Origin of the sequence: Plantibacter sp. PA-3-X8 (assembly GCF_003856975.1) — a bacterium.
Lineage (GTDB): Bacteria > Actinomycetota > Actinomycetes > Actinomycetales > Microbacteriaceae > Plantibacter > Plantibacter auratus.
Map to the genome: position 1 here is coordinate 1,637,484 of NZ_CP033107.1, position 14,413 is coordinate 1,651,896.

A 14,413-nucleotide genomic window follows, 5' to 3' on the forward strand; every position below is an offset into this window, starting at 1 on the left:
CGTCCGCGCTCGGCCCGATTCGCGCGCGGTCACGTCGGCGCACCGCGCTGGCACCTCGGGTGAGCCAGGGCAAGGGGTGGCGCTTCTTCGGGCGGTGTCCAGCGTCCTGCGCCATCATGAGTCCATGACCTGGAACGCCGACTCCCTGCCCGATCAGACCGGACGCGTCGTCCTCGTCACCGGAGCGAACGCCGGCCTCGGCTTCTGGACGAGTCTCGGACTCGCGCGAGCGGGCGCGGAGGTCGTTCTCGCGTCGCGGAGTGCGACCAAGACGCAGGCGGCGATGCGGGCGATCCGGGTGAAGGTGCCCGATGCCCGACTCAGTCACCTCCCCTTCGACACCTCCTCGCTCGACTCGGTGCGTGCGGCGGGCGAGCGACTCGCGGACCTCGACCGCCTCGACGCCCTCGTCGCGAACGCCGGCATGGTGCACATGCCGAAGGAGCGGCAGGAGACGTCCGACGGCATCGAGCTGGTCTTCGCGACGAACGTCGTCGGCCACGCCGCCCTGCTCGCCGAGGCCCTGCCGGTGTTGCAGCGCACGGCGGATGCGCACGATTCCGCGCCGCGCGTCGTGCTCCTCGGAAGCCTCTCCACCCTGCTCGTCCGGTTCCACGGCGACGACCTGCAGCTCCGCGACGAGTACAGCGGCTGGCAGGCGTACGCCCAGTCGAAGATCGCCCTCTCATCGCTCGGCTTCGAGCTCGACCGTCGGCTCGCGGCGTCGCACAGCACCGTCCGGGCACTCGTCGCGCACCCCGGCTACTCGGTCAACGGACTCGACCGTCGCGTCCCCGGCGTCAACGAGCCGACCCGCGGGCGCCGCTTCTCCGACGCCCTGCAGTCCGTCTACGCGCAGAGCAAGCAGCGGGGTGCCGAGCCGACGCTCCGGGCGATCACCGACGAAGCGGCCGACGGCGGTTGGTTCTACGGTCCCCAGTGGCTCACGAAGGGCGACGCCGTGCGGCAGACCCCGGCAGCGATCACGACCGACCGGGACGTCGCGGCGGCGCTCTGGACCGACCTCGAGCGGCTCATCGGCACGCCCATCCTCCCGACCCCGTGACCACAGGCGTCAGCGCACCGCGCTGGCAAGAGCGCGGGGGAATCGGCCCCAGCGCGGTGCGCTCGCGTGACTGCGCCTCAACCGGGGTGACCGCAGGGCATGGCGCTGAGCGCACCCCTCCGGAGACCCGCGCTCGCGCCACAGACCCGCGCTGACGTCAGTGCACCGCGCTGGCGCAACCGGACCCGCGCTGGCGCAACCAGACCTCAGTCGGCGGGGGTCGCCGGCGGCTGCAGGACCCGCAACCACTCCTCGGTCTGCGCGACGTGCGCTGACGCCGCCCCGGCCGCGCCGACGGGGTCGCGCGAGAGGATCGCCTCGGTCATCGCCCGGTGTCCGCGGTTGCTGACGCGACGCAGCTCGTCGCCGGCGGGGAGGCTGAAGACGTCGTAGGCTCGCGAGCGCGACCGGAAGACCTGCAGCAGGGCCGTCAGCGTGGCGTTCCCGGCCGTCCGCGCGATGAGTTCGTGGAACCGGTGGTCCAGCTCGCTCGACTCGGCGGGGTCGGTCGTCCGTTCCATCGCCTCCACGAGTTCGGCGAGTTCGGCGCGCACCTCATCGCTCGCGCGAGCGGCCGCCTGCGAGGTGGCATGGGTCTCGAGCACCCGCCGCAGCTCGTACATCTGCAGGAGACCGTCGAGGGGGAGGAGGTCGACCGTGAGCGACAGGCTGCCGATGATCTCCTCGGGCCGGAGCATCGACACGTAGGTGCCCGAGCCGTGCCGCGACTCGATGATCCCGAGGGCGGCCAGCATGCGGACGGCCTCACGCAGGGACCCGCGGGACACGCCGAGTTCGTCGCAGAGCTCGTTCTCGGCCGGGAACCGCTGCCCCGCCACGAGCCGTCCCGACGCGATCATGTGTCGCAGGCCGTGGAACGCGGTGTCGACTGCGGACATGCGGCTCCTCCTCAGGGGTAGTCCCGCCATCGTAGCGGGCACTCGCCGGTGATACGCGAGCCGCCCAGGGCTGCCAGACGTCTGATGAATCCATGCTCGAACGTCAAGTCATCCGATGAGTTGATCCCGAAACGACCTGGGTGATCACTTGTAACACGACAGAAACCCAAGTCATCAAACGTTGCCCCTATGGTTATCGGACAATCCACTGCATAATCGACTCGGAGGAACGTCACTGTGGACACTCGCACCATCGCACGGCCAGCGCCGCTCACGCTCGGCGACGGCCGACCGGCAACGGCCGGGTGGACGCTGGATCCGACCAAGCGTCACATCAACCACGGGTCCTTCGGGGCGGTCCCGATCGTCGCGCAGGAGCACCAGCAGGCCCTCCGCCGCGAGATGGAGGCGGCACCCCTCACCTGGTTCCCGGCCCTCCCGGCCAAGGTCGGCGCGGCCCGTGTCGGGATCGCCGACTTCCTCGGGGCCTCGGTCGACCAGCTCGCCATGGTTCCGAACGCGAGCGCCGGAGCGAGCGTCGTCTTCTCCAGCCTCCCCGTGCAGCGCGGCCTCGAGATCATCGTCACCGACCACGGCTACGGCGCCGTCACGATGGGTGCCGAGCGACTCGCGCGTCGCTGGGGCGGCACCGTCCGGACCGCCCGCATCCCGCTCGACGCCGATGCACAGACCGCCCACGACGCCGTCGTCGCCGAGTTCAGCGACCGCACGGCGCTCGTCGTGATGGACCAGATCACCTCGCCGACCGCGAGACTCCTGCCGGTCCAGCAGATCGCCGCCACCGCGCGCGCCGCCGGCATCCCCACGCTCGTCGACGCCGCGCACGTCCCCGGCCTGTACGCCGATCCCATGCGCGACCTCGACTGCGACTTCTGGGTCGGCAACCTGCACAAGTTCGGGTGCGCCCCGCGCGGTGCCGCCGTCCTCGTCGCCCGCAGCCCGCTCGCGCAGGAGCTCTACCCGCTCATCGACTCCTGGGGTTCGCCGTACCCGTTCCCGCAGCGCTTCGACACCCAGGGCACGGTCGACGTCACGAGCTACCTCGCCGCGGCGACGTCGCTCGGGTTCATCGAGGACATGTGGGGCTGGTCGGCCGCCAGGGACTACCTGACCGAGCTCGCCGACTACGCCGTCGAGGTGGTCGCCGACGCCGTGACCGCCATCACCGGCGAGGACAGCCACGTCGACGTGGGCATGCCCGTCAACGCCCTCCGGCTCGTCAAGCTCCCGACCGGACTCGCGACGACCCACGCGACCGCCGACGGCCTCCGCGACCGCGTCTCCGCCGAGCTCGGTGTCGAGGGCGCGTTCACGAGCCTCGACGGGATCGGCTACGTCCGACTCTCCACCCACGTCTACAACACCCCCGAGGACTTCGAACACTTCGCCGAGCACGCCGTCCCGGTGCTCGCGCGATGGGCCGACGAGGAGCGCGCGGCCACGAGCTGAGCGCGGAACCGCCCGACCCGACACCACCACACCAGCACCACCGCACCGCACCGGCACCACAGCACCCACCCCCGCAGCACCCCCACCAGCACCACTCAAAGGAGAAGCGAGCATGAGGAAGTCACGCGCAACGGCAGCCATCGGCCTGTCCGTCGTCACCGGCCTCGCCCTGTCGGCCTGTGCCGGCGGCGCGAGCGACGGCACCGTCACCCTGCAGATGGTCGAGAGCCTGACCAACCCCGCCCGGACCGAGGTCCTGAAGTCGCTCATCGCGGACTTCGAGGCCGACAACCCGAAGATCAAGGTCGAGCTCATCTCGCCGCCGACCGACCAGGCCGACCAGAAGATCACCCAGATGCTGCAGTCCGGCTCCGGCGTCGATGTGCTCGAGGTCCGCGACATCACCGTCGGCCCCTTCTCCACCAACGGCTGGCTCGACGACATGAGCGGCGAGCTCGAGGACTGGAAGGGCTGGGACGACCTCACCGACAACGCGACGAAGTACGCGAAGGGCGAGGACGGCAAGGTCTACTACGTGCCCTACGGCTTCTACGGGCTGAGCCTGTTCTACCGCACCGACCTCATCAAGGAAGCCGGTTTCGACGGGCCCCCGACGAGCTGGGACGACCTCCTCGAGCAGGCCTCGGCGATCCAGGACCCCTCGAAGAACCAGTTCGGCTACGCCTTCCGTGGCGGCACCAACGCGAACAGCAACGTCGTCGCGGCCATCGAGGCCTACGTCGCCGACGACCTCGACACCGAGAACGCGTTCAAGCTGACGAACGGCGACACGATCTTCTCCGCACCGGAGGCGCTCGATGCCGTCAACACCTACTTCGACCTCTTCAAGGAGGCTTCGCCGCCGTCGTCCGTCGCGTGGGGCTACCCCGAGATGGTCGAAGGCTTCTCGAACGGTTCGACCGCGTTCCTCCTGCAGGACCCGGAGGTCATCGCGACCGTCGAGCAGTCCGAGGCGATCACGGCCGAGCAGTGGAGCACCGCTCCGCTGTTGACCGGTCCGACCGGCAAGGCTGCGCAGCCCATGGCGACCGCCGGCTGGGGCACGGCGGCGTCGAGCGAGCACAAAGCGGAGGCCGCGAAGCTCATCGAGTTCCTCTCCGAGGACAAGCAGGCCACCACCTTCGCCCAGGAGAACAGCCTCGTCCCGATCGTCAAGAGCGCGGCGGACAGCGACTTCTACAAGACCGGCCCGTGGGCCAGCTACGTCACGATGAACGAGAACCCGGACACCTACCTGAGCGTCACGCAGCCGCGCGGCTCCTCCTGGTGGACCGAATGGATCCAGAAGTCCGACTCGGAGATCCAGCAGGTCCTCATCGGCCAGCTGACGCCGGAGAAGCTCCTCGCGGGCTGGGACGAGTACTGGACCGAGAAGTGGAAGAGCGAGTAACCGTCCATGACGACCACCACTGACGAAGCGGGTCGCACGCAGCAGCGTGCGACCCCGACACCCCCGGCCGGTCCCTCGCGGACCGCCGGCGGGCGTCGGCGGCGCACCTTCACGGTGCGCCGCGGCTTCGGCCTCCTCGCCTTCCTCGCCCCCGCGTTCATCTTCGTGGCGATCTTCATCTACTACCCGATGATCGCCGGCTCGCAGATGGCGTTCCGCAACTGGAACCTCGCCAACCTCACCGACACGTCGTGGGTGGGATTCGCCAACTTCCTGGCCGTCTTCGCCGACCCGGCCTTCGGCAAGGTCGTCGCGAACACCGTGCTCTGGGTGGTGGCCTCGATCGTCCCGCAGTTCGTCATCGGCTTCGGCATCGCCCTGTGGCTGCGCCGGAAGTTCCGTTTCCGCGGTCTCTACCAGGCGATGATCTTCTTCCCGTGGGCCATCTCGGGCTTCCTCATCGGCATCCTGTTCCGCTGGATGTTCAACAGCGAGTTCGGCGTGATCAACGACCTGCTCCAGAAGGTCGGGCTGATCGACACCCCGATCCCGTGGCTGGCCGACCCGAACACCGCGATGTTCGCCGTCATCGTCGCGAACGTCTGGTACGGCGTCACCTTCTTCGCGATCATGATCCTCGCCGCCCTGCAGTCGGTGCCGGAGGACCTCTTCGAGGCCGCGGCGCTCGACGGCGCGGGCAAGGCGCGCATGCTCTTCCAGATCACGATCCCGTACATCCGCACGACGCTCGCCCTCACGGTGCTGCTCCGCGTCATCTGGATCTTCAACTTCCCCGACATCATCTACGGCATGACGGGCGGCGGTCCGGCGAACCAGACCCACATCCTGACGACCTGGATGATCGCGACCACCCAGCGCGGCGACTACGGCCGGGCCTCCGCGATCGGCCTCATCGTCGTCGCGATCCTGCTGGTGTTCACCGCGTTCTACCTGCTGTCCATGCGTGAGAAGAAGGTGAAGGCATGATCGACCAGGAGACACGGACCGCGAAGGTCGTCAAGTTCCTCTTCCTCGGGCTGTGGCTCGTCATCACGGTGTTCCCGCTGTACTGGATCGTCGTCACCTCGTTCAAGAAGCCGGGCGCGATCTTCTCCTACCCGCTGACGTACTGGCCGGAGGTGTTCTCGATCGAGAACTACCTCGGCCTGTTCAGCAAGGCGCAGTTCGGCACCTACGTCGTCAACAGCCTCATCGTGGCGACGATCGCAGCCGTCGTGGCGACCTTCATCTCGATGCTGTCGGCATACGTGTTGGCGCGGTTCGAGTTCCGGAGCAAGGGGGCGATCCTGCTGGCGTTCCTCGCCACGCAGATGATCCCGTCGTTCATCGCGCTCGGCCCGCTGTACCTGCTGATGACGCAGCTCAAGCTCGTCGACAACCGGTTCGGGCTCATTCTCATCTACATCGCGGTGTGCATCCCGTTCTGCACCGTCATGCTCCGAGGGTTCTTCGAGAACATCCCCGACGCCCTCGAGGAGGCGGCCATGATCGACGGCTGCTCGCGGTTCGGCGCGCTCTTCCGGGTGCTCGTCCCGGTGCTGAAGCCCGGGATCGTGGCGGCGTTCATCTTCAACTTCGTGAACTGTTGGAACGAGCTGTTCCTCTCGGTGACGCTCATCAACAGCGACGCGAACAAGACGATCCCGACGGCGCTCAACGGCTTCATCACGAGCTACAACATCGACTGGGGCTCCATGTCGGCGGCCGCCGTGCTGACGATCATCCCGACGATGGTGCTGTTCGCGTTCGCGAGCCGGTACATCGTGCAGGGCCTGACCGCTGGAGCGGTGAAGGGCTGACCCGTCTCAGTCGCCCAAAAATGGGCCAGCCGACGCCCGTTCGCCCATTCCTGGGCGAGCGGGCGTCGTGATGCGAGGCCGTCCGGTGAACCTGTAAGCCAGCTGATAGTTCGATCGGCTAGCGACCGGCAGGTGGAAGATGAACCATGTTCGGTTCGAAGCAGACGACGAGGTCACTCCGCTATGCCCGCTACGGCGGGCCCGACGTACTCGAGTTCATCGAGTCCGAGATGCCGCATCCCAGATGGGGCGAGGTCGTGGTCGACGTCCTCGCGAGCGGCATCAACCACATCGAGGCGTTCGTCCGCGAGGGGCACCTCGCCGAGACGGTGCCGATCGAGCTGCCGACGGGGCAGGGGAGCGACTTCGCCGGACTGATCCGCGAGGTCGGGACCGGCGTCGAAGGCTGGAAGCGGGGCGACGAGGTGATCGGACACTCCGTCCGCGGCGCCCACGCCACGCAGGTCGTCGTCCCGGCGTCGTCCCTCGTCCGCAAGCCGAAACGGGTGAGTTGGGAGGAGGCCGGCGGGCTCTACCTCGCTGGGCTGACGGCGCTCGAGACGCTCGACGGGCTGCACCTCAAGCAGGGTGACACCCTCGTCATCTCGGCGGCGGCCGGTGGGGTCGGGAACATCGAGGCGCAGCTGGCGAAGTTCGCGGGCGTGCGGGTCATCGGCACGTGCGGTGAGCGCAATCACGACTTCCTGCGGGAGCAGGGCGTCAAGCCGGTCGTCTATGGCGAGGGCATGGCGGATCGGATCCGCAAGCTCGCGCCCGAAGGTGTGACGGCGTTCATCGACAACTTCGGTCAGGACGGCCAGGAGCTCGCGTTCGAGCTCGGTGTTCCACCGGAGAAGTACCGGTCGAGCGAGGATCGGAAGGCCATCGAGCTCGCCGCACTCGAGCCGGACGAGGAGTTCGCCGCGCACGCCACGAAGCAGCTGCAACGCCTCGCGGAGTATGCCGCCGACCACGCGTTGAAGGTCGTCGTCTCGGCGTTCTACCCGTTCGACCTGATCATCGACGCGTTCGAGGATCTCGAGCGGCTGCACGCGCGGGGCAAGATCATCGTCGGTATGCGCCCTGCGAACCCGGAGCGCATCGTCAAGCAGCGAGACCTGCACGACGCCCGACCCTGACGACGGTCAGCGCGGTGCGCTGGCCCGAGACGTCGGGTTCCGGCGCCAGCGCGGTGCGCTGACCCGAGATGCTCGGTTCCGGCGCGGGCGCGGGTCCAGGGCGTGAGCGCGACCCTCCGGAGACCCGCGCTCGCGCATGTGGGGCGCGCTCGCGTCAGCGCACCGCGCTGGCGACCGGGCAGGGAGGGCGGTCGGCTAGTTGAAGATGAAGCCGAGGACGGTCGCGCCGCCTCCACCGAGGACGAGCGCGACGACGAGGACCCAGGCGATGAGCCGCTGACGACGCTTGCGCTGCTCGCCCCATTCGGCCAGTTCCCGGTCTTCGCTGCTGCTCATCACCCCAGCTTACCGGCGGGGTTCTCGCCGGGCATCAGGCGACGGCCGGGACGAGCGCCTTCACCGAGGTGGTCCTCGCCCGGGCGATCGCGAACGTCGTCGCTGCGAGCGATCCGAAGAGCCAGAGGACGAGGCCGACGACGCCGGCCGCTGCTCCCGTGTCGCCGATCGCGATCGCCTGCAGGCCACCGAGCGCCGGTGCGATCGGCAGGAAGGTGAGGATCTGGTCGAGCACCTGGGGAACCGTCGCGATGATCCCGGTCGCCAGGCCGATGATGGCGACGATCATCGAGATGAACCGTCCCGCACCGCCGAAGAGGGCGTTGAGGGCTTGGTTCGCCGCGGCGAACACGAGGCCCGCGAGCACGGCGATCCCGGCGAAGGCGAGCCAGCCGCCCGCGTCGAGGTCGAGCAGCGGTGCGGTGATCACGGCGACGAGCAGGCCCTGCAGCATCCCGATCGCCCCCGCCGGCACGAAGGCACCGAGCGCGAGCCGCAGCGATGAGCGGGTGGATCCGAACGCCCGCGTGGGCACCGGTCGCAGCACGAGGAAGCTCGCGAGCGCGCCGAGCCACAGCGCGAGGACCGCGTAGAAGGGAGCGCTGTTCGTGCCGAAGGACACCGTCGCCGAATCGCCGGCCGAGACCGGGTCGGCGACGACGTCCGCGAGCGTCTGCCGGTCGGAGCTCGTGTAGGTCGGCAGGCTGTCGACCGCGCTCTGCAGCCCGGACGCGAGCGAGGTGATCCCGCCGGACAACGTTCCGGCGCCCGAAGCAAGCTGGTTCGACGCGTCGGCGAGCTGGGTCGTGCCGGTCGCCGACTGCGCGGCGCCGTCGGCGAGGGCGGATGCACCCGACGCGACCTGTGCCGCAGCGGCGTTGATGGTGGCGATGCCGTCCACCAGCGTGGGAAGGCTTGCGGAGAAGGTCGCCGCACCGGTCGAGAGTTCCTGCGCTCCGGAGGCGATCGCCGCGGTTCCAGCCGCGAGTGCCGTGGTCCCCGGGTACTCGACCGATGGGTTCGAGGGATCGAGGGAACCGCCGTTCGCGATCACGTCGCTGGTCGTGGCGAGTTGCGCGATTCCCTCGCAGTACGTCTCGGACGCGCCGGAGGCGGCGCATCCGGCGCTGAGCAGTGCGAGCTGCTGTGCCACTTGCGTGGTCGCGGCTGCCGTGCCGTCTGCGGCGGTCGAGAGCTGCGAGACGCGGTCCGCCAGCTCCTTCGCACCGCCGGCAAGCTTTGCTGCACCGAGGACGAGCCCGGGGCTGCCGGTCGATGCGTCGGGCTGTGTGCCGGCGTACAGCGCGGAGAGACCGTTCGACAACTGCCCGGCCCCGTCACTCAGCTGCGTCGCACCCGACGACAACTGCGTCGCGCCCGTGGCGAGCTGCGTGGTGCCGTTCGCGAGTTGCTGCGCACCCTGCGCGAGCGAGAGTCCGCCCGTCGAGAGCTGCTTCGCACCGTCGGCGGCCTCACCGAGCTGGTCGTGGAGGGTGTTGAACCCGACGTAGACGTTCTCGAGGTAGGTGGTGGTGAGCTGCCGACCGAGGAGCGAGGCCGCGGTCTGCGTGATCGTCTGGGAGATGGCGTCGTCGACGAGCTTGCTGCGGTCGCTCGTCGTGACGTCGAGGCGGGCGCGCTCGGCGTCGGCGGCGTCGCCCGAGAACGAGGTCGCCGCCTTCGAGAAGTTCTCCGGGATCGTCACGACGGCCGTGTACGAACCGTCGGCGAGGCCCGCCTTCGCGTCGGACGCGTCGGTGATGACCCAGGTGTAGTTGGTCTTCTGGTCGCCGTCGACGAGGCCCGCGGAGAGCTGGCGTCCGAGCGGCACGGTCTGGCCGTTGACGGTCACCGGCTTGTCGTCGTTCACGATGGCGGCGGTCACCTGACCGAGTCGTTCCGCCGGGTTCCACAGCGCCCAGACGAGTCCGCCGGCGATGACGAGCGGCACGAGGATGAGGCCGATGATCGAGACGACCGTGATGCCCTTGCCGGAGCGGGCCCGTTCGAGGCGGTTCAGGATGGTGCTCATGCGTCGACCTTCGATTCAGCGATGGCGGTGGGAGTTGAGGAGTTGGCGGCGCGGTCGAGGTCGAGTACCTCCGGCGCCGCGGTCGGCAGGACGTCGGCGAGCGAGGTCGCGTCCGCGGTGCCGACGACGATCGTGAGCGGCCGACGCGAGCGTTCCGCGGCTCTGGTCGCCGTCAGGAGGTGCTCGTACAGTCCGCGTCTCGTGTCGTCGTCCGGCACGGTGTCGACCCCATCGAGGACGATGACGGCCGGGCGTTCGGCCAGCGCCGAAGCGAGCGTCCCGACGGGTTCGCCGTGGTCGAGACGGACGTACGCGACGCGGGACCGGACGGCCCCGGCGCGGACCGGCAGGACCAGGCCGGCGACCTTGAGTCGACCGTGGTCGGGTTCGAGGCGACCGGCCAGCGTCAGCAGGAGGGCGGTGACCGAAACCGGGCGCGCGCCCTGCACCGCGAGCACGCCACCGACGGCGACCGTCGTGTCGACGTCCTCGTACAGCGGGCCGTCCGCGCCGGCCAGGGTGACCCCGGCGGCGGCGATGGCGACCTCGTCACCGTTGCGCCACTCGCGCAGCTCGAGTTCGCGCTGCAGGCCCTCGCCCTCGACGTCGAACGACGGCAGGATGCGGTCGAGCCACTTCGGCAGGTACCAGGCGTGGTCGCCGAGGAGCGCGAGCACCGCCGGCACGAGGGTCATGCGCACGATGAACGCGTCGACGAAGACGCCGACCGCGAGCCCGAGGGCGATCGGCTTGATGTTCGTGTCGCCCTCCGGCACGAAGGCGGCGAAGACCGCGAACATGATGACGGCGGCGGCGGTGACGACCTTCGCCGAGCCGAGGAAGCCGGTCTCGACGGACCGCCTCGCGAGTCCCGAATGGACGAAGTCCTCGCGCATCCGGGAGACGAGGAAGACCTCGTAGTCCATCGCGAGTCCGAACAGGACACCCATGAGGATGATCGGCATGAAGCTGATCACCGGACCGGTCCTCGCGACGTGGAGGGCCTCGGCGAACACGCCGTGCTCGAAGACGAGGGCCACGACGCCGAACGACGCGGCTACCGACAGCAGGTAGCCGAGGGTCGCCTTGATCGGTACCCAGATGGAGCGGAAGACCATCGTCAGGAGCACGAGCGACAGGCCGACGACGATCAGACCGAAGGGGAGGAGGGCGCCGCCGAGGCGGTCGGAGATGTCGATCCCGATGGCCGTGAACCCGGTGACCTGGAGGTCGACGTCGTACTCGTCCTGGAAGTACTGGTGCAGTCCTCGGATCTCGGCGACGAGGTCCTTCGTCGCCTGGGAGTCGGGACTGCCGCTCGGGATGACCTGGATGATCCCGGTGTCGGCCGTCGCGTTGGGGGTGGCGAGCGGGACGGCGGCGACGCCGTCGAGTCCCTCGATCTCCTGCTTGAGGTCGGCCATGAGTCCGAGCGGGTCGGTACTGCCGACGATGCCGCCGGTGACGATGAGTGGCCCGTTGAAGCCCTCACCGAAGTGCTCGGAGACGAGGTCGTACGTCGTGCGGGCTCCGTCGCCCTCCGGCAGGGAACCGGCGTCGGGGAGCGCGAGTCGGAGTGACAGGGCGGGGATGGCGAGGGCGCCCAGGACGGCGACGACGGCGACGATCGTGACGATGGGGAGTCGCGTGACGCCGCGCACCCAGCCGAGGAAGAAGCGGTTGGGGTGCCCTTCGACAGGCTCAGGGACCGCGGTGTTGTGCTCAGGGGCAGCGGTGCGGTGCTCAGGGACCGCGTGGTGGTGCTCAGGGACCGCGGTGTGGTGCGCGGGGACCGAGTCCTGTGGGCCGTCGACCGGCTCGGCAGCGCCCCGGGCCGCCGCGCGCTTCCTGGCCCGCTTCGCCTTGGGCCGGAGGCGTTCGCCGGCGAAGCCGAGCATGGCCGGGATGAGGGTGAGCGAGATGACGACCGCGATCGCGACACCGACAGCCGCGGCGACACCCATCGTCGTGAGGAACGGGATGTTCGCGACCGCGAGCCCGAGGAGGGCGATGATGACCGTGAGGCCCGCGAAGATGACGGCGGAACCGGCCGTCGCGGTCGCGCGGGCGGCTGATTCGGCCGGGTCGAGCCCGCTGCGCAGGCCGTCCTGGTGTCTCGAGATGATGAACAGCGCGTAGTCGATCCCGACGGCGAGTCCGAGCATGAGCGCCAGCATCGGCGTCGTGGAGGAGATCGGCCCGAAGACCGTCGCCACGAAGATGAGCGCCATCGAGATGCCGACCCCGAGCAGTGCGGTGATGAGTGGCATACCCGCGGCGAGGAAGGAGCCGAAGGTGAGGATGAGGACGACGAGCGCGACGACCACGCCGACGAGCTCGATGACACTCAGTGTCGGGAGGCTGTTGCTGAAGAGCTGCCCGCCGAGAGAGGACTCCGCGCCGGCCGGGAGTGCTTTCGCCAGGCTCGCCTCGGCGTCCTCCACGTCGCTGATCGTGGCGGCGGTGATGTCGGTCTGCGCGCCGTCGAACTGGATCGAGATGAGCGCCGCCCGCTGATCCTCCGAGACCGCCCCCGTCACGTTCTCGTCGAAGGGGGAGACCGCCTGCTCGACCTGCCCGATGTCGCCCAGGGCGGTGACGGCGTCGTCGATCGCCGACCGGACCCCGGCGTCCGCGACGGTGTCGCCCTTCGGTGCGACGACGATGATCTGTGCCGAGGCACCGGCCACCTGCGGGAAGGTGTGGTCGAGCGAGTCGAGCGCCTCCTGCGACTCCGTGCCGGGGATGGAGAAGGCGTTGTCGGTTCCCTGGTTGAAGAGCAGCGCGCCGCCACCCGCGAGGGCGAGCACGGCGATCCAGAGGATCAGCACGAGCTTGCGGGCGCCGAACGCCCAGCGGCCGAGGGTGTAGAGCAGTGAGGACACGCGTCGCTCCTAGGGAGGTCGGCGCTGCTTGCAGGCGAGCCGACGGAAATATTCGAACAGGATCGATACAGCGGTGTATCCGATACACGACTGTATTGGATACAGTGGTGTATCGGCAAGAAGTCGGTCGAGCTGTCAGTAAGGTGTCAGGATGCGCGTGCACGAAGCGGTCGAGTCCCCGAGCGACGAGGCTCCGGTCGAGTCCGCGCGTCGGCAGCGGACACGCGAGCGGCTCGTCGACGCCGCCTACGAGGTCTTCGCCGAGTTCGGCGTCCACGCGGCGTCCGTCGAGCAGATCAGTGAGCGCGCGGGCTTCACCCGTGGCGCCTTCTACTCCAACTTCGATTCGAAGGAGGAGTTGTTCTTCGCCCTCGAATCACGCGAGAACCAGCTCCGACTCGATCGTCTGGAGGCCGGACTGCAGGCGGTCAGCCCGTCGCTCCTCGATGCAGCGGGCCGGTACACCGAGGGCTCGCTCGAGGCCCTGATCCGTGCCTTCCTCGAACTCCAGCCGGACGACCGCCGCTGGTGCCTCGTGCAGTCGGAGTTCCGGATGCTGGCGATGCGCGACGCCGACGTCGCAGCCCGCTACCTCCAGCACCAGGAGAGTGCCGGCCGCCAGCTCGCCGCGTGGCTCGACCAGGCGGCCGGACTCGCACACGTCCGGTTCACGATCCCGACGCCCGACATCGCGAACATCGTCGTCGCCCTCTACGAGTCGGCCATCCAGACGGCCGTGCTCATGGACCCGGACGGCGATGAGGGCTCACCGCGCGAGCTCGCGATGCGCACGCTCCCGGCCATCGTCCGCGCCCTGACCGAGTCGGTCACCGACTGACGTCAGGCGGACTCGCCGGATCGATCCGGCTGCAGCGCCTGGGCCAGCATGACGATGATGCCGCTCGGCCCGCGCACGTAGCTGAGCTTGTAGACGCCCTGATAGTCCGCCACGCCACGGAGCGGGAAGCAGCCGTGTCTGGCGGCGATCGCCAGCGCCTCGTCGATGTCGTCGACGGCGAATGCGACGCGGTGCATGCCGATCTCGTTCGGCAGTGTCGGCTCAGTCTCGATCGCGTCCGGGTGGAGGTACTCGAAGAGTTCGAGGCGTCCGTGACCGTCCGGCGTCTGCAACATCGCGATCCTGGCGTGATTGCCGTCGAGGCCCACGGCCGTGTCGGCCCACTCGCCGCTCACCGTGTCGCGGCCGAGTACGGTGAGGCCGAGGTCGGTGAAGAAGGCGATCGTCGCCTCGAGATCGCGGACCGCGATCCCGACGTTCTCGAGTCTGATGTCCATGGGCTGCACGCTACCCGGCCGCGCGGGCCCGATCCAGGGTCTCCTGGAGCGGGCCCGCG

At 69.2% G+C, this 14,413-nt stretch carries 12 protein-coding genes; 7 read left to right on the plus strand and 5 right to left on the minus strand.

Translation table 11 applies throughout. The features are described from left to right. Nucleotides 1–124 precede the first annotated feature (124 nt). Entirely contained in the window at nt 125–1,066 is a 942-nt protein-coding gene (locus EAO79_RS07865) for an SDR family NAD(P)-dependent oxidoreductase (RefSeq protein ID WP_124768626.1), read from the plus strand. Nucleotides 1,067–1,272: 206 nt separating this feature from the next. On the opposite strand, the gene EAO79_RS07870 is transcribed toward EAO79_RS07865, so the two are convergent. Then, a complete protein-coding gene (locus EAO79_RS07870; RefSeq protein ID WP_079705021.1) occupies nt 1,273–1,965 on the minus strand; it encodes a FadR/GntR family transcriptional regulator in 693 nt (230 codons plus the stop codon). Nucleotides 1,966–2,202: 237 nt separating this feature from the next. On the opposite strand from EAO79_RS07870, the gene EAO79_RS07875 reads away from it, so the two are divergent. The 5 genes from EAO79_RS07875 to EAO79_RS07895 all read left to right on the plus strand — a co-directional run bounded on the left by EAO79_RS07875 (nt 2,203) and on the right by EAO79_RS07895 (nt 7,805). Next, a complete protein-coding gene (locus tag EAO79_RS07875; protein ID WP_124768627.1) occupies nt 2,203–3,435 on the plus strand; it encodes an aminotransferase class V-fold PLP-dependent enzyme in 1,233 nt (410 codons plus the stop codon). Between the two features lie 112 nt (nt 3,436–3,547). Beyond that, entirely contained in the window at nt 3,548–4,846 is a 1,299-nt protein-coding gene (locus tag EAO79_RS07880) for a sugar ABC transporter substrate-binding protein (protein ID WP_064294151.1), read from the plus strand. A 6-nt stretch (nt 4,847–4,852) separates the two neighbouring features. Then, nucleotides 4,853–5,833: a carbohydrate ABC transporter permease gene (locus EAO79_RS07885; protein WP_079705023.1), complete on the plus strand. Its 981-nt coding sequence runs from the start codon at nt 4,853–4,855 to the stop codon at nt 5,831–5,833. After that, nucleotides 5,830–6,666 carry a carbohydrate ABC transporter permease gene (locus EAO79_RS07890; RefSeq protein WP_085511878.1) on the plus strand — a complete coding sequence of 279 codons (837 nt, stop codon included), beginning with the start codon at nt 5,830–5,832 and terminating at the stop codon, nt 6,664–6,666. Before EAO79_RS07885 ends, EAO79_RS07890 begins: the two co-directional genes overlap by 4 nt. A 146-nt stretch (nt 6,667–6,812) precedes the next feature. Next, a complete protein-coding gene (locus EAO79_RS07895; RefSeq protein WP_124768628.1) occupies nt 6,813–7,805 on the plus strand; it encodes an NADP-dependent oxidoreductase in 993 nt (330 codons plus the stop codon). A gap of 195 nt (nt 7,806–8,000) precedes the next feature. Here the strand turns inward: EAO79_RS07895 and EAO79_RS19060 are convergent, their stop codons facing one another. The 3 genes from EAO79_RS19060 to EAO79_RS07905 are packed head-to-tail and all read right to left on the minus strand — an operon-like array spanning nt 8,001 to nt 13,058. After that, entirely contained in the window at nt 8,001–8,141 is a 141-nt protein-coding gene (locus tag EAO79_RS19060; protein ID WP_162852291.1) for a hypothetical protein, read from the minus strand. A 34-nt stretch (nt 8,142–8,175) separates the two neighbouring features. Continuing rightward, nucleotides 8,176–10,173: a YhgE/Pip domain-containing protein gene (locus EAO79_RS07900; RefSeq protein WP_124768629.1), complete on the minus strand. Its 1,998-nt coding sequence runs from the start codon at nt 10,171–10,173 to the stop codon at nt 8,176–8,178. Next, nucleotides 10,170–13,058, minus strand: coding sequence for an MMPL family transporter (locus EAO79_RS07905; protein WP_124768630.1), 2,889 nt, complete (start codon nt 13,056–13,058; stop codon nt 10,170–10,172). Before EAO79_RS07905 ends, EAO79_RS07900 begins: the two co-directional genes overlap by 4 nt. 151 nt (nt 13,059–13,209) lie before the next feature. Here EAO79_RS07905 and EAO79_RS07910 point away from each other — a divergent pair, with 151 nt between their 5' ends. After that, nucleotides 13,210–13,896, plus strand: a complete 687-nt coding sequence (locus EAO79_RS07910; RefSeq protein WP_124768631.1) for a TetR/AcrR family transcriptional regulator — start codon at nt 13,210–13,212, stop codon at nt 13,894–13,896. Nucleotides 13,897–13,898: 2 nt separating this feature from the next. Here EAO79_RS07910 and EAO79_RS07915 read toward each other — a convergent pair whose 3' ends face one another. Further along, a complete protein-coding gene (locus tag EAO79_RS07915) occupies nt 13,899–14,354 on the minus strand; it encodes a VOC family protein (protein ID WP_124768632.1) in 456 nt (151 codons plus the stop codon). Nucleotides 14,355–14,413: the final 59 nt, after the last annotated feature.